The 19,370-nt window shown below is 41.3% G+C and carries 17 protein-coding genes; 8 read left to right on the top strand and 9 right to left on the bottom strand.

Annotated elements, in window-relative coordinates:
- Window positions 1-4: 4 nt before the first annotated feature.
- A complete protein-coding gene (locus tag A3K91_RS07090; protein WP_062844637.1) occupies window positions 5-937 on the bottom strand; it encodes a DMT family transporter in 933 nt (310 codons plus the stop codon).
- Window positions 938-1,190: 253 nt separating this feature from the next.
- On the opposite strand from A3K91_RS07090, the gene A3K91_RS07085 reads away from it, so the two are divergent.
- On the top strand, window positions 1,191-1,874 hold the full coding sequence (locus tag A3K91_RS07085) for a DUF421 domain-containing protein (protein WP_062844636.1): 684 nt from the start codon (window positions 1,191-1,193) through the stop codon (window positions 1,872-1,874).
- Window positions 1,875-1,965: 91 nt separating this feature from the next.
- On the opposite strand, the gene creD is transcribed toward A3K91_RS07085, so the two are convergent.
- The 4 genes from creD to pnuC form a co-directional block, all read right to left on the bottom strand.
- The gene (gene creD / locus A3K91_RS07080) at window positions 1,966-3,531 is read right to left on the bottom strand and encodes a cell envelope integrity protein CreD (RefSeq protein WP_062844635.1); all 1,566 of its coding nucleotides are present in this window, start codon (window positions 3,529-3,531) and stop codon (window positions 1,966-1,968) included.
- 138 nt (window positions 3,532-3,669) lie between these two features.
- Window positions 3,670-4,194 carry a TIGR00645 family protein gene (locus A3K91_RS07075; protein WP_062844634.1) on the bottom strand — a complete coding sequence of 175 codons (525 nt, stop codon included), beginning with the start codon at window positions 4,192-4,194 and terminating at the stop codon, window positions 3,670-3,672.
- Between the two features lie 60 nt (window positions 4,195-4,254).
- Window positions 4,255-4,851 (bottom strand): AAA family ATPase, encoded by a 597-nt coding sequence (locus tag A3K91_RS07070; protein WP_062844633.1) that lies wholly within the window; start codon window positions 4,849-4,851, stop codon window positions 4,255-4,257.
- Window positions 4,802-5,545 carry a nicotinamide riboside transporter PnuC gene (gene pnuC, locus A3K91_RS07065; protein ID WP_062844632.1) on the bottom strand — a complete coding sequence of 248 codons (744 nt, stop codon included), beginning with the start codon at window positions 5,543-5,545 and terminating at the stop codon, window positions 4,802-4,804. The genes A3K91_RS07070 and pnuC overlap by 50 nt, the downstream gene beginning before the upstream one ends.
- A 300-nt stretch (window positions 5,546-5,845) precedes the next feature.
- Here pnuC and A3K91_RS07060 point away from each other — a divergent pair, with 300 nt between their 5' ends.
- The 6 genes from A3K91_RS07060 (at window position 5,846) to A3K91_RS07035 (ending at window position 13,714) form a co-directional block, all read left to right on the top strand.
- Entirely contained in the window at window positions 5,846-6,991 is a 1,146-nt protein-coding gene (locus A3K91_RS07060) for a beta-ketoacyl-ACP synthase III (RefSeq protein WP_062844631.1), read from the top strand.
- Window positions 6,992-7,254: 263 nt separating this feature from the next.
- Entirely contained in the window at window positions 7,255-8,346 is a 1,092-nt protein-coding gene (gene prfA / locus A3K91_RS07055) for a peptide chain release factor 1 (RefSeq protein ID WP_062844630.1), read from the top strand.
- A gap of 118 nt (window positions 8,347-8,464) precedes the next feature.
- Window positions 8,465-8,854, top strand: a complete 390-nt coding sequence (locus A3K91_RS07050) for a hypothetical protein (protein ID WP_062844629.1) — start codon at window positions 8,465-8,467, stop codon at window positions 8,852-8,854.
- Between the two features lie 51 nt (window positions 8,855-8,905).
- A complete protein-coding gene (lysS, locus tag A3K91_RS07045; RefSeq protein ID WP_062844628.1) occupies window positions 8,906-10,438 on the top strand; it encodes a lysine--tRNA ligase in 1,533 nt (510 codons plus the stop codon).
- Window positions 10,439-10,600: 162 nt separating this feature from the next.
- The gene (gene dnaX, locus A3K91_RS07040; RefSeq protein ID WP_062844627.1) at window positions 10,601-12,580 is read left to right on the top strand and encodes a DNA polymerase III subunit gamma/tau; all 1,980 of its coding nucleotides are present in this window, start codon (window positions 10,601-10,603) and stop codon (window positions 12,578-12,580) included.
- 234 nt (window positions 12,581-12,814) lie between these two features.
- On the top strand, window positions 12,815-13,714 hold the full coding sequence (locus tag A3K91_RS07035; protein ID WP_062844626.1) for a LysR family transcriptional regulator: 900 nt from the start codon (window positions 12,815-12,817) through the stop codon (window positions 13,712-13,714).
- Between the two features lie 99 nt (window positions 13,715-13,813).
- On the opposite strand, the gene A3K91_RS07030 is transcribed toward A3K91_RS07035, so the two are convergent.
- Together A3K91_RS07030 and A3K91_RS13965 are read right to left on the bottom strand one after the other, a co-directional pair.
- Window positions 13,814-14,995, bottom strand: a complete 1,182-nt coding sequence (locus A3K91_RS07030; protein ID WP_062844625.1) for an aspartate aminotransferase family protein — start codon at window positions 14,993-14,995, stop codon at window positions 13,814-13,816.
- Between the two features lie 41 nt (window positions 14,996-15,036).
- Complete coding sequence (locus tag A3K91_RS13965) at window positions 15,037-15,228, bottom strand: DNA gyrase inhibitor YacG (protein WP_084387292.1); 192 nt, start codon at window positions 15,226-15,228, stop codon at window positions 15,037-15,039.
- A 197-nt stretch (window positions 15,229-15,425) separates the two neighbouring features.
- Here A3K91_RS13965 and A3K91_RS07025 point away from each other — a divergent pair, with 197 nt between their 5' ends.
- Complete coding sequence (locus A3K91_RS07025) at window positions 15,426-16,103, top strand: class I SAM-dependent methyltransferase (protein WP_062844624.1); 678 nt, start codon at window positions 15,426-15,428, stop codon at window positions 16,101-16,103.
- Between the two features lie 139 nt (window positions 16,104-16,242).
- Here the strand turns inward: A3K91_RS07025 and A3K91_RS07020 are convergent, their stop codons facing one another.
- Both A3K91_RS07020 and purD read right to left on the bottom strand, forming a co-directional pair.
- The gene (locus tag A3K91_RS07020) at window positions 16,243-17,637 is read right to left on the bottom strand and encodes an ABC1 kinase family protein (RefSeq protein WP_062845913.1); all 1,395 of its coding nucleotides are present in this window, start codon (window positions 17,635-17,637) and stop codon (window positions 16,243-16,245) included.
- Window positions 17,638-18,047: 410 nt separating this feature from the next.
- On the bottom strand, window positions 18,048-19,370 hold the full coding sequence (gene purD, locus A3K91_RS07015) for a phosphoribosylamine--glycine ligase (protein WP_062845912.1): 1,323 nt from the start codon (window positions 19,368-19,370) through the stop codon (window positions 18,048-18,050).

The following is a 19,370-nucleotide window of genomic DNA, read 5'->3' as shown; positions in this document are numbered from 1 at the left end:
GCCTTTAGCTTGATATTTTTGATGTCTTTTTACTTAAAGTAAATGTTAAAACGGCGCCTAAAATGACAGTGCTTGCTACCACGAATGGTAAGCTTAGCTGCTCAGATAAAAAGACCACACCCAGTATGGCTGCCAGTATCGGTACACATAATTGTACAATGGCTGCTTGTGTGTGTTTCAATAGTGGCATGGCTGTATACCAGATGCTATAGCCGATCCCAGATGCAATTGCGCCTGATGCGCCTGCCAGTAGTATTCCTTTGGTCGTGACATTGTTCAAATTGACAGTAGCGAGTCCCATATTGTCCAAGTAATACAGGCTTACCAATAATAGTATTGGAACCGCGATAAGGCTTCTGATGAAATTAAAACCAGTGGCTCGTAGTGGTGATACGCAAGTTTTGCCACGTATACTATATATACCCCAAGCGATACCACTGATCGTCATAAGTATGGCTGCCAATGGAGATGGTATTGCTGCTGACGGCAACATTAAATAAATAAATCCTGCTACTGCCACAATAAATGCTGTCCATTGCAATACGCTTAACTGCTCTTTTTTATAAATACCCCAACCAATCATGGTGAGCTGAACCGCTGAAAATAAAATCAGTGCGCCAGTACCTGTATCTAATTCTACATAAGCAATTGAAAAACATAACGCATAAATGACAAGGGTGAAACTGCTTAACCAGCTGCCTTTATCGCTTAACACGAGAAGTGTGCCATTAGAAGTGTCATTCATCTTACGCACTTGACGTTGTAAGTGAGAGGCGTGCAGTATCATAATGATACCCAAACAACCAGCAGCACTCACTAAACGAACGATAGTAAAGCTCCACGCATCTATATAGTCATCCGCTAACGCCATTCTACAAAACAAAGAATTCGCCGCAAATGCGATTAATGCAACAGTGGTATAAATCGTGGCTTTCAAAATAATTCCTACAATGATTAAGTTGTTTTTCTAATAAAATAGCGAGTAGAGGGCGTGGTCGCTCTGTCTTGTTTGAGCTGCGTTATTGATTGTCTCACGATCTATTTGATCTTGCGGTGCTTACTGCAAATAAGTCGCTTGAATGGTACAGGTGACTATTAAATTCATTGGCTCTATCAGTAAGTAGCTGATTGGAACTAATGACAATATTCAACTTAATGCATTAAAAAAATGATAAATAGGAAAGAGATATATGGATTGGGCAAGTATTTTTATTCATGACACCACTTGGGTGTTTGCCATTGAGATTTTAATACGTGTCGTAGTGATGTTTACACTGATTATTTCGTTTTTACGATTTACAGGTAAGCGCGGTGTTCGTCAGCTTTCTATTTTTGAGTTGACCATTATTTTGTCACTTGGTTCTATTGCAGGTGATCCCATGTTTACTGAAGACTTGCCTATTATTCAAGCAGTACTGATTATGAGTACGGTTATCCTACTCTATCGCTTGTGTACTTGGGCAATGATGAAGTTTAATCCTGTTGAAAATTTTTTGGAAGGCAAATCACTTTATATTGTAGAAGATGGTGTGCTAGTACTTGATAAGATTAAGAAAGGCAAGATGTCACATGATGAGTTTTTTGCAGAAATGCGTCAGCAAGGCGTTGAGCATTTAGGGCAGGTGCGGACAGGACTGCTAGAGACAGACGGTAACTTTAGCATATTGCTATATCAGCCCGAAAAAACAAGGTATGGTATGCCGCTTTTTCCCAAAGAGTATCAAGCGGTCGAGCAAATAGAAGCAGGGACGTCTTATGCTTGTATGCATTGTGGTCATGTTGACCACATTACTGATGAAAACCAGCTGTGCGAGCGCTGTGAAAACAGTAGTAAAAACTGGGCCAAAGCTCTGAATTGCGAGATTGTTAGATAGTAACCTTATCGGGCAGTTCTAGGTGCGCTAATTGATTGACGCCAACGTAGAACTGCCCGATATGTCATTGTATTAGTATGTCCTCATTGTATTAGGCAATTTTATACCAATCGATTTTACGAGTCATTACCATCACGCAGGCAAGGATGGCAAAGCAAAAAACAGCACCCAATAGTAGATTCATATCTTCTGTGGTTAAGATGCCAAAAAACGCTGCATATAATCCTGCCAACGTCCCTGTAAATATTGCTGCTCGTTTTATACCACCTAAAACATAGTAGGTATACCAACCAATAAGCCCAACACAAGCACTAGCAGCAATGGCATAGGCTTTCCAAAATATGATTTGTTCTGCAAGTGGTAGTAGCAAGACATAAAAAACAAATAATGCGCAACCGACCAACAGATATTGGATAGGGTGAATACGGCTCGATTTGATCACTTCAAATAAGAAAAACGTGCCGAATGAGACGAGGATCAATAATAAGGCATATTTCATTGCTCGTTCTGTTTGTAAATACACATCATTCGGCTCAGCAAAACTCACACCAAAGCTGTTTAAACTCACATCCCTAAAGCTATTAGGTACGGTGTCTGCGTCTGATATGGCAAGGTTTTCCTGCATTGTCATACTGGTATCAGGATTCATTGACGGGTGAGTACTATCAAACGTTGCCCGACTTGTAATAGTACATTGGCTATTAGCAATGCTGGCACACTGCGATAAATTTTGATTATTGGCAATAGTCAGGTACTGATTTTGCCAGCTGGCCTCAAAACCTTTGGAGGTCAGTTTTTTGGTATTTGGCAACGCTTTACCGATAAAATTTGGCGTCAGCCAGTTACTACGCATTGTCAGGCCAAAGTTCTGTCCAGTCGGCACAGTATTTAGGTTGCTGATACCCGCTAATGGAAGATCGACCATAATATCAATGATCTGATTACGCTTTTCTGTGACGCTTTTTTCTGAGCGAATCAAAACCTCTTGCGGAATAGCTACTTCCACGTAGGTTATATTTTTTATAATGGATATTTGCGGATAAGTCGCTTTGATTGGTTTTTTATCAATCGTCACTGTTGGCAAAGTAGCAAGGCCACGCAGATCTGATATGGGAATGATTAATTTTGCTTTATCCCAGTGAACCGTAGTTTTCTCTGGTTTTATTTTACTTTCAGTGTTATCAGTGCTGGTTTGATCTAATTCTTGATTGGCTACGCTTGTCGATTCGCTCAAGTTTGTGATGGCTTCATCAAAAGTATGGTTTTGAAAAGTATAGTTTTGATCAAATGTCAGTGCCCCATTATAGCTGGTTGCATGATAAATACCGCGTTGGTAAGTATCAGTGCTAACGTCAAGATCTTGTGTCGCTTGGGTTTGATTAGCAAAAATGGTCTCGATCTTTGTATAAGAAGCCGCGCACTTACGATTCGTATCTGACGTTTCAGTCTGGCATTCGGGGGTGACCGTGGTAGGAATGGCAATGAATGGGGTAATGACTTCTTGCGGATTGACGTGCTGTTGCGCAATCTCTCTCACTACTGATTCTGCATAGGTTTGTCGCTCGTAAATAACGGAGCCAATCATACTAAGACCGATGGCAAAGATAAGGCAAAGCCCAGCGATAATAGCTAATTTGGTAAATAGTGTTTTTTGCATAAAAGCTCCTCATATGACTCTTTATTCCAAGACTGTCAATAAGGCAGTCGATAGGGTTAAAGAAATCATAGAGGGGCTATAAAGAAAAAAGATGTAAGAAGAGTGGAGAGTGTATGGAAAAATAAGCGCTAGTGTTTGCTAGTGCTTATTGGTATCGCCAACAATTTTGTCCATAATCGCAAACAGTAATCCGGACAAAACGAATGTCATATGAATAATGACTTTCCACATAAGCTTGTCTGCATCGCCTTCGCTCATACCACTTGTTATATCCATAAAAGATTTGAGAAGATCAATAGCAGAAATGGCGACAATAGCGCCGATGACTTTGAGCTTTAGCCCAGAAAAATCAACTTTTCCCATCCAACTAGGACGGTCATCGTGATCATTGGTATCGATTTTGGAGACAAAAATCTCATAACCGCTGAATATGATAATGAGTAATAAGCTTGCCACCAGTGAAATATCGACCAACACTAGTATGTCAACAATCACATTTGCTTCAGAAGCAACCAGAATATCTGCAAACATCCCCCAAAGCTTTTGGATGAATTTGATGAATAATAAAATAATTCCAAAAACTAAGCCTAAGTAAAAGGGTGCCAATATCCAGCGACTGTTAAAGATGGTTTTTTCTAAGTAACGTTCAATATTTTTTAGCATCGATATCTCTTAAGGTGCTTATAGATAAAATTACCAATTGTTTATGGGATAAAAAAACTTCTAATCATTGATTTCAGAAAGCCATGCTGCTACTTGCCGAACTCGTTCCTCTCTATCGCCACCAATATGGCGATAGGGCTTTTGATGACGAATTAACTGATTTTCAAAAAACGTACTTATTTTTTCGCGCTGATACGGGCTATCCCGCAAATCATCTGCTACCCACGGAACGTCCACGCTTGTGAGTAATATCAGATCATAATGATGTGCCAGTGCTGCTGTCGTTAACGCTTCAGGACAATCACCATAATACCAGTTGGAATAGACCATCAGTTCAAACAAACTGGTATCGCAAAATAAGTACCTAAGCTTGTCTGATGTGTACGCAGTTTGCTTGGCCAGTGTGTTTTCTAGTTTGATCTGACCTTGCGCAATAGGAAGCAAATCTTCCCATGTGCAAGTCAATTGCTCATCATTCCATTTTTTTTGTAGATAGGTGCGCATATACTCAGGTACCCACAGGCTACCAAAGTGCTCTGCCAAGTCACGGCATAACGTGGTCTTACCCGTACTTTCTGCCCCTAATATGGCGATGTTAATGACGGATTTAGGCGTATGCTGTGTGAGGTTGCATGCGATAGCGGCGCTGCCATTCATAGTAAGCCCAGATTGCGATGAGAGTGAAAACCACGTATTGGAACGCAGTGAAAGTAAGCCCTTTATAGAAGTATAAAGGTATTGAGATAGCGTCGGCCACTATCCACAGTAACCAGTGCTCAATCTTGCGTCGTGCCATCAGCCACATCGCCATCAAAAACAGCGCAGTGGTGAGCATATCGGTATAATCGACCCACGTAAATAAATGCAAACCAAGCATGGCACCATCGAACCTAAAGCCATTATTAATGACAGGACGGAAGTAATAAACCAACGCCACAAAAGCGATGGTAATGGCGGCTAATGCTGCCAATATAGGCACGTCTTTGATAGTTAAATGCTCGACTTGGATACTATGATTGGTATCAGTATTTTTTATTGACGCATCTTGTTGGCTCGTAGGATTTATGTGATCCTGCTTAGATTCTTTATTCTTTGTCCAATTTATCCAGCCATAAATACTCATGACGCTATAGTAAGCATTGATAAACATATCGCCAAACAACTGCCATTTCCATAACAAATAAACAAATATGGCTGTACTCACAAGACCAATAGGAAATACCAATATATTGGTTTTGCTGGCAAGTAGAACGCTTGCAATGCCGAATACAACAGCAATTAGCTCAAGCGCTATGAATACTGTAGAGTAGTCAGCATATTGACCAAATAACCAGCTTAAAAGTTCTACCATTAATCTTTCCAAAGATAAGTATCGAATGTCTTGAGTCGTTTTTGATGCGGTTAAATTGCGATCAGCGTATAATCAAACGGCGCTGATTATATCGTAGCTATAATAAACTAAAAGTAATCTTTGCTTATTTTTCTCCACAACCAGATTATTTGTAACAAAGTATTAGAAATATAATAATATTCAGGCATAATAAGGGCACTGATTTTAAGTTTACATTTATTCACTGAAATCGAAAGACTGTGGTTTTTTTCACCTTTATACTTATACCAATCCCTAAAGTAGTAGACAAGGAAGCTTATCATGACGACTTGTATCACAGGCACGGGCCTGTATATTCCGCCGTATAGCATTAGCAATGAAGAGTTAGTAAATACATTTAACCAGTATGTTGATAATTATAATGCAAAGCATGCTGATGAGATAGCAGCAGAGACTGTTACAGCACTTCAGCATTCTTCAGCTGAGTTTATCGAAAAAGTATCTGGTATCAAATCGCGTTATGTGATGGAAAAAGAGGGTATTTTGAACCCTGAAATCATGGCACCAGTGATCGCTTATCGTAATTTAGGCGAAGAGTTGTCTGTGATGGCAGAAATGGGTGCGGCAGCCTTAAAAGACGCGCTTGCTGACGCTGGGTTAGAAGCGAATGACCTAGATGGTATCATCCTTGCTTGTTCGAGCTTTCAGCGCACTTATCCTGCTGTTGCCATCGAGATCCAAAATGAGATTGGTATGGTAGGCGGTTTCGCTTATGATATGAATGTGGCTTGTAGTGCTGCGACTTTTGGTCTCTCACAAGCACATGGTTCTATTGTCTCTGGTCTTGCCAAACGCGTCGCTGTGGTCAACGTTGAGATTACCTCAGCGCATTTGAACTGGCGTAACCGTGATAGCCACTTTATCTTTGGTGATGTTGCCACTGCTTCTATCGTTGAAGATTTGGATACACCGAAAGGGTATGAGATCCTTAACGCAAAGCTGTTTACAGAATTCTCGACCAATATTACCAATGAATATGGTTTTATGGATCGATCAGAGTATTTGGCAGCGCAAACAGAGATGTATCCAGATATCAAAGATCCTGTAACGCCCAAGCTATTTTTGCAAAATGGTCGCAAAGTATTTCGTGAAGTCTGTCCAAAGGTTTCGGAGATTATTACTGAGCATTTAAAAGAAAACAACTTGCCAACGTCTGATGTTAAGATGATGTGGTTACATCAAGCCAATGCCAATATGCTTGATCTTATCCTGAGAACTGTGATGGGTAAAGAGGCAGACAAATCTATAGTGCCAAGCGTCATTGCTGAATTCGCCAACACCAGCTCAGCCAGTCCTATGGTTGTATTCCATCGCTATAAAGATGAATTGGCATCAGGTGATTTGGGTGTTATTTGCTCATTTGGCGCAGGTTATTCAATCGGTTCGGTATTGGTTCGTAAAGTTTAATCTGTCATTCTGAATGTTTTTCTTGATAAAAATAGCTAAGAGTGCTCTTAGCTATTTTTTTATGCCTACGTTTTTGGCTTGGTATTTTTATAAACTACAAGATCAAAAATAGCGTCAGTATTCCAGTTTTTATAAAGCCATATTGTCAATGTTACGGCAAGATTGTCTAGAATAAGGCCAAGATTTCTGAGAGGTTTTAATTTACCCCAAAAAATTTGCTATAATCACGATCTTATTCCTCTCATCTAACTAAAAGTCCTTTTATGAAAGAATCCTTACGCCTGCGTTTAGACCAGATGGTAGACCGTTATGAAGAGGTCACCGCCTTATTATCAGATCCTAGCATCATCAGCGATAATAATAAGTTTCGTGAGCTATCTGTTGAGCATAGTGACTTGATGGATATCACTACTTTATGGCAAAACTATGTGCGTGCAGAAACCGATCAGGCTGACGCCGAGGCTATGCTAAAAGAAGCCTCAGATCCTGATATGAAAGAGATGATGCAAGAAGAGATTGATAGTGCACGTGAAACCATTATAGAAATGGAAGAAGCACTCAATCTGATGATGCTGCCGAAAGATCCCAATGATAAAGTGCCAGCGTTCTTAGAGATTCGTGCTGGTACAGGTGGTGACGAAGCTGCTATTTTCTCTGGTGATTTGTTCCGTATGTACCAAAAATACGCACAGACGCAAGGTTGGACAGTAGAAGTATTGTCAGCCAATGAAGGCGAACACGGTGGTTATAAAGAAATCATTACTCGTGTATCTGGCAATAGCGTTTATGGTCGTTTGAAGTTTGAGTCTGGCGCTCACCGTGTACAACGTGTACCAGAGACCGAAAGCCAGGGCCGCGTGCATACGTCAGCTTGTACCGTTGCAGTCATGCCAGAAGTTGAAATTGATGATACCGTTGATATCAATCCTGCTGATATTAAAATGGATACTTTTCGCTCAAGTGGCGCGGGTGGTCAGCACGTTAACACCACCGACTCAGCTGTACGTTTGACGCATATTCCTACCGGTACCGTGGTAGAGTGTCAACAGGAGCGTAGCCAGCACAAAAACCGTGCACACGCGATGAAGATGCTGGTCTCTAAAATCCAGCAAGCCAAAGTACAAGCGCAGGTCGATGTGGCGGATTCTATACGTCGTGATTTGGTCGGTAGTGGCGATCGCTCGGAGCGTATCCGTACCTATAATTTTCCACAAGGCCGTATGACGGATCATCGTATCAACTTGACCTTGTATAAGCTTGATTCGATTATGGAAGGTGATTTAGATGAAATTCTTGATGCACTGTTACGTGAGCATCAAGCGGACTTGATGGCCAGTATTGGTGGCGAGCAATAGCGTTTTATAGTCAGTTTATTTTACATAAATTTTTTAGTAGATTGCCTATAATAGTAAGCAACTATGCCAAACTTGATTTTCCTATAAACAGATCCATATTTTAAATGTGAGAAAAATTATGAATAATCGCTTAGCTTTATTTTTTATGGGTTTGTTTTCTTTATTGTTTATATCTGCCTGTCAGACACCAGCAATGACAGAAGAACAAAATAATGCCAATTCTGCATCCAAAAGCGTAGAGATGCTGGCAAAAGAATGCCTTGCAAAAGGTGGTGAATACACCAAAGAAGGTCGCCTACAAGCATATCGATGCGTACAGCAGTTTTCAGATGCAGGAAAATCTTGTAGCGACAGCTCTGAGTGTCAAGGCAAATGTACCAATTCGGATACTGCTATTGAGGCTGGCAAGACAAACGTAAAAGGAACATGTGCCGCCAATGATACCCCTTTTGGTTGCCGTCAAACCATTGAAGGTGGCGTTGCTAAAGGATTTTTGTGTGTAGATTAATCTTATAAATTTTTAAATATAAAAACTAACTTATCAAAATTTGAGAGTGTTATGTCAAAAGCCAATAATCAAAATCAAGACCAAACCCCAGTACAAGATACCAATGAGCTGATTGCACAGCTGCAAGCCAAGCTAGACGATATCAGCGCGTCAGGTAAACAGCCGTATCCGAATACATTTAAACGCACGGATTATGCACAAGATTTACAAACGGCTTTTGATGGCGTCTCAAAACAAGAAATCGAAGAAAAGGCTGCTAATGGCGAAAAAACACAAGTAAACGTAGCGGGTCGCGTCATGCTAAATCGTGGATCGTTTATTGTGATACAAGACATGACGAGTCGTATTCAGCTGTACGTCGCACGTAAAGAGCTTGATGATGAAACACGTGCGAGTATCAAGTCGCTAGATTTGGGTGATATCGTTGGGGTGTCAGGTTATATCGGCCGCTCAGGAAAAGGCGACCTATATGTGCATATTGAAACGCTTGAGCTGTTAACTAAGTCATTGCGCCCGATGCCAAACAAATTTCACGGTTTAGCAGATGTAGAAGCCCGTTATCGCAATCGTCATCTTGATTTAATGACCAACGAGACAACTCGCGATACTTTTATGATTCGCAGCCAAGTCATCAGTGGCATCCGTAAGTTTATGCTGAATGAGCGCTTCATGGAAGTAGAAACGCCAATGATGCATCCTATTCCAGGCGGTGCAGTGGCGCGTCCGTTCGTAACGCATCATAATGCTTTAGACATGCCACTTTACTTGCGTATCGCTCCTGAGCTGTACTTAAAACGTTTGGTTGTTGGTGGTTTTGAGAGAGTGTTTGAGATCAATCGCAGTTTCCGTAACGAGGGTGTATCCACTCGTCACAATCCTGAATTTACGATGATTGAGTTTTATCAGGCTTATGCTGACCACCATGACTTAATGGATTTGACGGAACGCTTATTTAATGAATTAGCAATAGACATCTTAGGTACGACTGAGATTACATATCAAGAAGAAGCCATCAGTCTAAAAGCACCTTTTGCGCGTCTTTCTATGCCAGACGCCATTGCAAAATACGCAGAAAATTTTGATACAGCACGCATGAGTGATCGTGAGTATCTTGCTGAATACACCTCAACGGTTTTGAAGCAGCAAGTCAAAGAAGGTTTTGGTGTAGGCAAATTGCAAACGATTATCTTTGAAGAAACGGCTGAGCATCAATTGCGTCAGCCAACCTTTATCACACAGTACCCAGCAGAAACATCGCCATTGGCACGCCGTAATGATGACAATCCTGAAATTACAGATCGTTTTGAGTTGTTTATCGGTGGCCGTGAATTGGCAAATGGCTTTAGTGAGCTTAATGATCCAGCTGATCAGGCAGAGCGTTTCCGCGGTCAGGTTGCTGAAAAAGACGCGGGTGATGACGAAGCTATGCATTTTGATGAAGAGTATATCGAAGCCTTGTCTTATGGTTTACCACCAACAGCAGGTGAAGGCATTGGTATTGATCGCTTGGTGATGTTATTGACAGATTCTGCCAGTATTCGCGATGTGATTTTATTCCCACATATGCGCCGCAAAGTTGATTAATAATAACTATCTTTCTTTTTAATCAAGATCGGTTATTGAACATCTGATAAGCCTTTATTGAATCAGTAAGAAGCCAGACGTATGCGCTGGCTTTTTGCTATAATGAGCATTCAAAAATACATTTAAAACAAGAACATTCACTACTTGGCACAATGGATCGCTATGTCGCAGCAATATCAAGTTTTAGCGCGCAAATACCGCCCCAAAAACTTTCATGAGTTGATTGGACAAACGCATGTATCGCAAGCATTGATCAATGCAATTGATTATAACCGTCTGCACCATGCTTATTTATTCACTGGTACACGTGGGGTGGGTAAGACGACGATTGCGCGTATTTTGTCTAAATGCTTGAACTGTGATACTGGTATCACTAGTACACCTTGCGGTGTGTGTGATAATTGTGTGGCAATCGATCAAGGTCGTTTCATTGATCTTATTGAGATTGATGCCGCTTCTCGTACCAAAGTCGAAGACACTCGCGAACTATTAGACAATGTGCCTTACGCGCCAAGCCAAGGGCGTTACAAAGTTTATCTGATTGATGAAGTGCATATGCTATCGACGCATAGCTTTAATGCGTTACTGAAAACATTAGAAGAGCCGCCCGAGCATGTGAAATTTTTGCTCGCGACCACTGATCCACAAAAACTGCCAATTACGATTATCTCGCGCTGTTTGCAATTCGTGTTGCGTCCATTGCCGCAAACACTACTTAGCGAGCATCTAGCCAATATCCTTACCCAAGAGCATGTAAATTATACTCAACCAGCACTCTGGCAGCTAGCGAGTGCGGCGAAAGGGTCGGTACGTGATGCCTTATCATTGACAGATCAGGCCATTGCCTTTGGTCAAGGTGCGCTGGATGATGCTACTGTCAATGCGATGCTTGGTTTGATCGATGCCGCTGATTTGGTTAGTCTGATTACGGATATCTATAATCATGATAAGTCTGCTGTCGCCGCGCATATTGAACAGATGCGAGCACAGATGGTTGATGCTACTAGTATGTTTGATGGACTTGCAGAGTTACTCCATCAGTTGGCATTGACGCAGTTATTGCCTGAAGTTGCTCTCAACGTGAACGAAGCGCAGGCACAAGATATCACTGCGCTTGCACAACATATCAGCCCAGATGTGTTGCAACTTTATTACGAGATCGTCGTACAAGCTCGCGAAGGTGTCAAGCTTGCCAGTACACCGATGCAGGCGCTTGAAATGTGCATCTTACGTTTATTGGCTTTTCGTCCGCTACCAGTAGATGAAGTATTAAAAAATACTTACGACAATGTTGACGCTGCACAAAAAATATCTGCAATAGAAAATAGCACATCTATGCAGCCTCCACAGTTGGCATCAGTACCACCCTTACAGCCTTATGATGTTGATTATCAAGCGCAAGATAACGATACCGTACAAGGTATTATTTATGATGACAACGAGTGGTTAGCCAATAGCGCTGAACCTGAACCAATCGCTGAACCTGAACCAATCGCTGAATCTGAATCAATTGCTGAGCCTGAATCAATTGCTGAGCCTGAACCAATTGCTGAGCCTGAACCAATTGCTGAGCCTGAACCAATTGCTGAGCCTGAACCAATTGCTGAGCCTGAACCAATTGCTGAGCCTGAACCAATTGCTGAGTCTGAACCAATTACTGAACCTGAACCAATTGCTGAGTCTCAAATAGTAACGCAGCCTGATGATCCTCGTACTTTGTTACGTTGTCCACCCCAAGAGTTAACAGGTGAGTGGACACCCGAAAAATGGGATTACTGGCTACAAACGGCTCGTGAAACTGAAGTACTAGCTCAGGATGAGTTGGCTTTGGCTCGTCAAGGTGTAGTAACAGGGTTATGTAATGGTAAAGCAACTTTTTTGACGAGTGTTGATAGTAGACATTTACAAGCGACTTTCCAGCAGTTAGCGCAAAAATTACAACAACAATTCCCTCAATTAGAGATTGATTTACAAATTGATGGCACCATTATGCAGGCTGATGACAAAACGCCTGAACGGCGCCAACAAAAACGTTTGGTGCAAGCCAAAACAGTGGCAGAATCAAAGCTGCTCAATACGCCAGTTATGAAGTATTTAACTGAGCGTGGTGAAGGAAAAATGGGTAAAGTTCAGTTGTATTAAACAGTCTTAAAACGTCCTATTAAAAAAATTTAAAAAGTATGTAAAGCTATTAGAAACAATTACTATATAAAATATCAAGGCGATGCTATTCTATCGCCTTGATATTTCTATTTTTATTGACTGTAAATAAAGCTGTTTAAATAAAAATAGCGTATTTTATAACAGTAAGAAAAATTAAAATTCGTTATAATGGTTAAGTTATATTAAAAATTAAGATGCAGCTTAGGTGAGAATATGTTAGATAATTTACGCGGTATGGCTGTGTTCGCCAGTGTGGTTGGACATGGCTCTTTTAGTGGCTCAGCTCGTGAGCTTGGTATTACGACAAGTGCGGTCAGTCAACAGATCCGTTCATTAGAAAATGAGCTGGGTGTGATATTATTGCATCGCTCAACTCGTAAGCTGAGTTTAACAGAAGCGGGTGAGAGTTTTTATGAAGCGGCAAAAGACGTGGTCAGTGCGGCTGAACAAGGTAGAATTAAAGTCAATCAGTTGCGTGATGAGTTAGCGGGTAGTCTGCGTGTGGCAACCACGCCTGAACTTGGTGTTAATCATATTTTGCCTGCTCTATCTACGTGGATGGCTGCACATGATGATTTAAGCATCACATATCTGGCGGATAACCATTACATCGATATGATTGATGAGCGCATTGATATTGCCATTCGCATGAGTCCTACAATCAATGATTCTACATTGAGTAGTCATCCATTGACTGACGTGCGTCAAATGCTTGTTGCCTCTCCACAATATCTGCGTCAAAACACTAAGCTGCAAACCCCAAAAGACTTAGCTGATCATCAGCTGATTTGTATTGAAATCATGAAGGATGCCAATCAAATCGATCTGATTCAAACAGAGACTGGCAAAAAAACCCGTACAAAACTAAATTCACGCATTTATACCAATAATGTTTTCATGGCAACCACATTGGCCAAGGAAGGTCATGGCTTGGTTAGAATGATGGAAATGGATATTAAGAAAGAGCTAGAAAGTGGAGAGCTGGTCGAAGTTTTGACTGGTTATCAATTACCAAGCTTTGTACTCTATGCGGTTACCTTAAACCGTGATCAGCAACCTGCTAAAATCACTCGTTGTTTAGAAGTGTTAAAAAAGTATTTTCATGCAAATTAAATTGATATCAGAGTAAGAATTAACCACTCATAAATGTTATAAAAAATCCTATAGATATAAACTATCTATAGGATTTTTTATAATACAAACTGATGAGTTTTAAAAACTTGGCTTTAGCAGTTTAATCAAACGTTCAGCCACCTGTGTGCTCTCGTCACGATTCATATTGAGCGGCGGTAATAAACGTATAACATGACCACCAGTAACGTTAATAATCATTTTTTGCTCATCACGTGCACGATCCACTAGTTGGCTACAGTCCATATTGTCGGGCATCGAAATACCAATCATCATACCAGCACCGCGACTATTCACGCCATGTTGACCTAATGCATCGACTACAGTCTCTCGAATAAATAGCCCCTCTTTGACAGCATTTTCCATAATGTCACTGTTTGCTAAGACTTCATAGACGCTGTGTACAACGCGACTTGCCAGTGGCGTACCACCATAAGTAGACCCATGACTACCAGCACCAAACAACCCATTAGCACGGCCACGTACCATACAGGCACCAACTGGGAACCCATTACCTAAGCCTTTAGCTGTGGTTAATACATCGGGACGCGCATTACTGTGTTGATAAGCAAAGTACTTGCCAGTACGTCCATTGCCTGTTTGAACCTCATCCAGCATAAATAACCAATTATGTGCCTCACACTCTGCTTGTAACTCTTCAAGATAAGCAAAACCATTGGCAGCTGTATTAAGACCACCTTCGCCTTGAATCGGCTCTACAAAGATGGCACAGATATCATCATGGTCTTGGGCTGCTTGTTTAATCGCATTAATGTCTCCAAATGGCACACGAATAAAGTCTTCATCTAGCGTATAAAAACCTTCACGTGCTTTTGGATTGGCTGTGGCTGACAATGACAATAGGGTACGACCGTGGAATGACTGCTCCATAACGATGACTTTAGGACGTTTAAAGCCTTGCTTGTGTGCATATAAACGAGCAAGTTTTAAGGCAGCTTCATTTGCTTCAGCGCCGCTGTTGGCAAAGAAGACGCTGTCCATTTGAGCAGCAGTACATAGGATCTCGCCTGCACGCTCCTGCCAATCGATGCCAAATAAGTTGCTAGTATGTACTAAGGTGGCAGCTTGTTGTTGGATAGCATCAGTCACCTGCGGATGGCAATGACCCAATCCGCATACAGCAATGCCCGTCAGTGCATCTAGATAAGGGGTATCATCTTTGGTATATAGCCAACTGCCTGAACCGCGAGTAAAGCTGATTGGTTGACGGTTATAAGTGGGCATCAGGTAAGTTGCAGGCATATAAAACATCCTTGAAGTAATAGAGTGATTAAAAAGACTGGTTATAATTCGTCAGAGAACGGCGTCGTTTCAGCGGGTAAAGTATAGTCTTCATTTGCCCAAGCGCCTAAGTCAATGAGCTTGCATCGACTACTACAAAACGGCTTATATTTATTGTCTTGCCATGCCGTCTGAGTGCCACAGCGTGGGCAAGGATAGGTCTTGGGTGAAGTATTGGGAGTAGAATCAGACATAATAAGAGAGAAGGTATCCTTGAGATTAATGGTGTGAGTGCAGCTATATAAAATAGGGCAACAAATATTGCCCATGCTGGTCTAAATCATATTGATAAATGGGCACACACCGTTGTTATATTACTATTCAGTTGGATTGGCTATATAATAGCATGCGACCGAATAATGGCAAAAGACAAATACTTTAAGGACAGTAGATGACTGATAATATCGAGCTTACGCATGGCCAATCACGCGCATTTCAACCAGAAAAGCTCTCACCACCCCGCAATTTTATCATTCCAAATATAGTTATAGAAAATAAAGACAATTTGCCCTTGCTATTAGAGATTGGCGCAGGGAAGGGCAAGCATGCTTTGGGCTTTGTATCACAAAACCCTGATAAGCACTTGGTTGCGATTGAGCGCACACGCAACAAATTTGACGCCTTCGCTAAACTAACAGCATTGCAAAATGCCCCGAATCTAGATGCCATACATGCTGATGCGATTGCTTGGATTGTTCATGCCATCGCACCGAGTAGTGTAGCAAAAATCTTTATTCTCTATCCCAATCCTGAACAGCATAATCCCAATCAGCAGTGGCTGAACATGCCTTTTTTTGAGTTTTTATTGTCACGTTTACGAGATGATGGGGAAGTAGTGTTAGTGACCAATATCGAGTCATATATGGACAATGCTGCGCAACGAGCAACTGAGATTTGGCGCTTACCAAATAAGCGTTATCAAGTCCCCATAGACAGTCAACGCACGCATTTTGAAGTCAAGTATTTGGCAAGGGGTGAGACTTGTTGGGAGCTTAGCATGCGTAAGCCACAAGGTTATAAAACCAGATTTGATAATTGGCAAGCGGATTGTAGAGGCATTAAAAAATAGCCTAAGCAGTAATATGATCAAGACTACGACAGCCAAAAATTTGAAATACATAGAGATATAAAATAGCCTAAGTGAAAATAAATAAAACAAGAAAAAACCGCCACAAAAGAGGCGGTCTAAAATTCACCTTCGATTAAGATTATAAATAAGGTCTCACCAATTTATTAGAGTCAGTATAAGAGTTTAACACTGTCAATAAAGTATAGGCGCCAATAAATTTCCGACTAATGAACATAAACTCTTTCGGAGGAAGATTAAATTCAAAAGATTGCATCGCACGCGTAGCAGCGGTTGATAGGCGAGAATGCAGCTTACTATTTGCCCAAATATAACGGCCTTTCTCATCTAAACGATCACTAGGAATATCAGGATTTGTTGCAGGATTACTAAAAGGTTCTGTCGCAAGTAAAAATAAAGAGGCAACATCAGAGCGTACCTTATTACTCATACTATCGAAAAAATCGTATCCCGTCATTGCTAGTACCATGGCATCATGATCATGATGATAACCAGCTTTTAATAATCCATGAGCAATGGTCAATAAATTCTCATCAAACTGACGAATAGCGCCAAAATCTAATAGTACTAATTTATCAGGCTCTCCTTCATTAGTACTGACCCGAACCAAATAGTTACCAAAATTTGGGTCTGTTTGCATCTCTCCCCAAACAAAAATTTCTTGCATCATAATTTCAATGGCAGCCTGACCAATAGCACTACGACGTTCATGCGACAATTGCTGCAAAACGTCAGATACAACTGAAACACCTGGCTCATAAGACATGCACAACAAGCGTTTTTTTGAGTATTCACGATTAATCTTTGGAACAACGTAGCGCGGATCATTGCTTAAACGATCGTAAAAACGCTCAGTCGTTACGGCTTCTGCTTCGTAATCCACTTCATGATGTAATAAGTCGCGTATTTCTTCAAACCAAGCATCTAGTGAGCGAGTCTGCGGGACGATATTGCTTACTTTTAACAGTCGTTTGAATAAAGCAAGATCTGAATTGATAGCATCTGCCACACCAGGATATTGAATCTTTAATACGACTTGCTCCCCTGTAGCAATGACAGTAGCGCGATGGACTTGGGCGAGGGAAGCAGTACCAATCGGTACAGGGTCAATATCAAGCTCATTTAATCTTTCACCCAACAAATCACGTAACGTAAGCTCAATCGTTGGCCATGACAATGTCGCTGTATCATCATTTAACGTTTGCAGAGCACGTGTAATCTCAGGCGGTAGAATATGCTCTCCATAAATGGCAAGCATTTGACCTATTTTAACAACAGAGCCTTTCAACTTACCCAGTTCAGCTGCCAAATAGTTCGCCTGCGTTTCCATAAATGCTTGGTTACGCGCTGTACGGGCTTCTTTATTTAAAAACATGCCAGACACACTATTACCCGCCCATCGACGACCAATATTTAAGGAAGTTTTGGCAATCGACATCCGACGCTCAAATCCTGAGGTTTTTAAGTTATCGATTGATTGTTTATTGCTAAAAGGTTTAGACGTATCATTTGACATAAATATAATCATTCATCCAGTTGCTATTGATGTGCGGGTTCGAAACCTACAATACAAGGGAGATGTGATGCACAGATACGAAATTGTATCATAGAAAGCCCATGTATTTGATGAGCCTTGGTAAGGTGCTGACAGTTACTTTGTAAGCCATAGAGTATTTATAAACTTAAGTAAATAATTAAGAATTAATGGGAAGACTCAATAAAATATATCGTTAAATCTATATCGTACGATAGTATTTATCTCTCACAAAAAAGTAAGGCGGGAATGATAAGTAGGTTAGATACATAGCAATATCAAAAAATAAGACCTAGCACTAAGCTAGGTCAAATACTACGAAAGAAAATGATTCAGACAACGACATTAAGCAAAAAAGAAGAGGTTCACTCGGTTTACTTGATCGTCAAATTTTAAGCGTTTTCACGAGTAATGGCATGATGACCAATGTCACGGCGATATTGTGCACCATCAAAACTAATCGCACCTGTGACTGCCAGTGCAGCTTGTTGAGCATCAGAAATAGTATCAGCCAATGCGGTCACACATAGTACACGTCCGCCATTGGTTAACACTTCTTTCTTAGCAGCTGCTTCATCGCTATTAGAAAACGCAGTGCCAGCATGGAAGACTTTAACAGTATTGTCGTCTTCGGTGTTCAGTTCTGGCAAGCCAGCAATCAAGTCACCCTTTGATGATGTTTCAGGATATCCTTTTGAGGCAACAACGATACCTAGGGCAGGGCGTGTATCCCATTTTGCTTCATTTGGTAATTGACCTTCTAACCCTTGTGCGACCAAATTTACCATCGAAGATTTCAGACGCATTAAGATTGGCTGTGTTTCTGGATCACCAAAACGGCAGTTAAATTCTATGACATAAGGATCGCCTGACTGATCAATCATGAGGCCAGCATACAAAAAACCAGTATAAGGATGACCTGCATCTTTCATCGCATCAACGACAGGTTGGATAACTTGTTTCATTACCTTATCGTGAACTTCTTGCGTTACAACTGGTGCAGGAGAATAAGCACCCATACCACCTGTGTTCGGCCCTGTATCTCCTTCAAAAGCACGTTTGTGATCTTGACTGGTTGCCATTGGCAAAATATTATCACCATCTATCATACAAATAAAGCTGGCTTCTTCACCTTGTAAAAACTGCTCAATAACCACGCGACTGCCAGCATCGCCAAATTTATTGTCTGCGAGCATATCGTCAATGGCTTCATGAGCTTGTTCAATCGTTTCTGCAACGATGACGCCTTTACCAGCCGCTAGTCCATCCGCTTTGATAACGATTGGTGCGCCTTGCTCATCGATATAAGCTTTGGCAGCGGTAGCATCGGTAAACCCTTGATAGGCCGCGGTAGGAATGTTGTTCTTTTCCATAAACTCTTTGGCAAAAGTTTTTGACCCTTCTAGCTGAGCACAATATGCCGTCGGCCCCCAAGCTTTGATACCTGCTTCACGGCAAGCATCGACGATGCCTGTGACCAAAGGTGCTTCTGGTCCAACGATGACCATATCAATGGCATTATTTTGGCAAAACTCTATAACGGCACTATGATCATTAGCGTCAGTAGATGCTAAGACAACGTTTTGGCATTTAAGTTCAAGCGCAGTACCCGCATTACCAGGTGCGACGTAGATATTTTCTACGTTCTCATCTTTGGCACACTGCCATGCTAGTGCGTGTTCACGACCACCTGAACCGATCACCAAAATATTCAT

Origin of the sequence: Psychrobacter alimentarius, assembly GCF_001606025.1 — a bacterium.
Lineage (GTDB): Bacteria > Pseudomonadota > Gammaproteobacteria > Pseudomonadales > Moraxellaceae > Psychrobacter > Psychrobacter alimentarius.
This window is presented reverse-complemented; position numbering and strand designations above follow the sequence as displayed.

Bases quoted from the DNA above. Each gene is read 5' to 3' on its own strand.
- A3K91_RS07085 (WP_062844636.1), top strand. From the start codon at position 1,191: ATGGATTGGGCAAGTATTTTTATTCATGACACCACTTGGGTGTTTGCC.
- creD (WP_062844635.1), bottom strand. From the start codon at position 3,531: ATGCAAAAAACACTATTTACCAAATTAGCTATTATCGCTGGGCTTTGC.
- A3K91_RS07075 (WP_062844634.1), bottom strand. From the start codon at position 4,194: ATGCTAAAAAATATTGAACGTTACTTAGAAAAAACCATCTTTAACAGT.
- A3K91_RS07070 (WP_062844633.1), bottom strand. From the start codon at position 4,851: ATGAATGGCAGCGCCGCTATCGCATGCAACCTCACACAGCATACGCCT.
- pnuC (WP_062844632.1), bottom strand. From the start codon at position 5,545: ATGGTAGAACTTTTAAGCTGGTTATTTGGTCAATATGCTGACTACTCT.
- A3K91_RS07060 (WP_062844631.1), top strand. From the start codon at position 5,846: ATGACGACTTGTATCACAGGCACGGGCCTGTATATTCCGCCGTATAGC.
- prfA (WP_062844630.1), top strand. From the start codon at position 7,255: ATGAAAGAATCCTTACGCCTGCGTTTAGACCAGATGGTAGACCGTTAT.
- A3K91_RS07050 (WP_062844629.1), top strand. From the start codon at position 8,465: ATGAATAATCGCTTAGCTTTATTTTTTATGGGTTTGTTTTCTTTATTG.
- lysS (WP_062844628.1), top strand. From the start codon at position 8,906: ATGTCAAAAGCCAATAATCAAAATCAAGACCAAACCCCAGTACAAGAT.
- dnaX (WP_062844627.1), top strand. From the start codon at position 10,601: ATGTCGCAGCAATATCAAGTTTTAGCGCGCAAATACCGCCCCAAAAAC.
- A3K91_RS07035 (WP_062844626.1), top strand. From the start codon at position 12,815: ATGTTAGATAATTTACGCGGTATGGCTGTGTTCGCCAGTGTGGTTGGA.
- A3K91_RS07030 (WP_062844625.1), bottom strand. From the start codon at position 14,995: ATGCCTGCAACTTACCTGATGCCCACTTATAACCGTCAACCAATCAGC.
- A3K91_RS13965 (WP_084387292.1), bottom strand. From the start codon at position 15,228: ATGTCTGATTCTACTCCCAATACTTCACCCAAGACCTATCCTTGCCCA.
- A3K91_RS07025 (WP_062844624.1), top strand. From the start codon at position 15,426: ATGACTGATAATATCGAGCTTACGCATGGCCAATCACGCGCATTTCAA.
- A3K91_RS07020 (WP_062845913.1), bottom strand. From the start codon at position 17,637: ATGTCAAATGATACGTCTAAACCTTTTAGCAATAAACAATCAATCGAT.
- purD (WP_062845912.1), bottom strand. From the start codon at position 19,370: ATGAATATTTTGGTGATCGGTTCAGGTGGTCGTGAACACGCACTAGCA.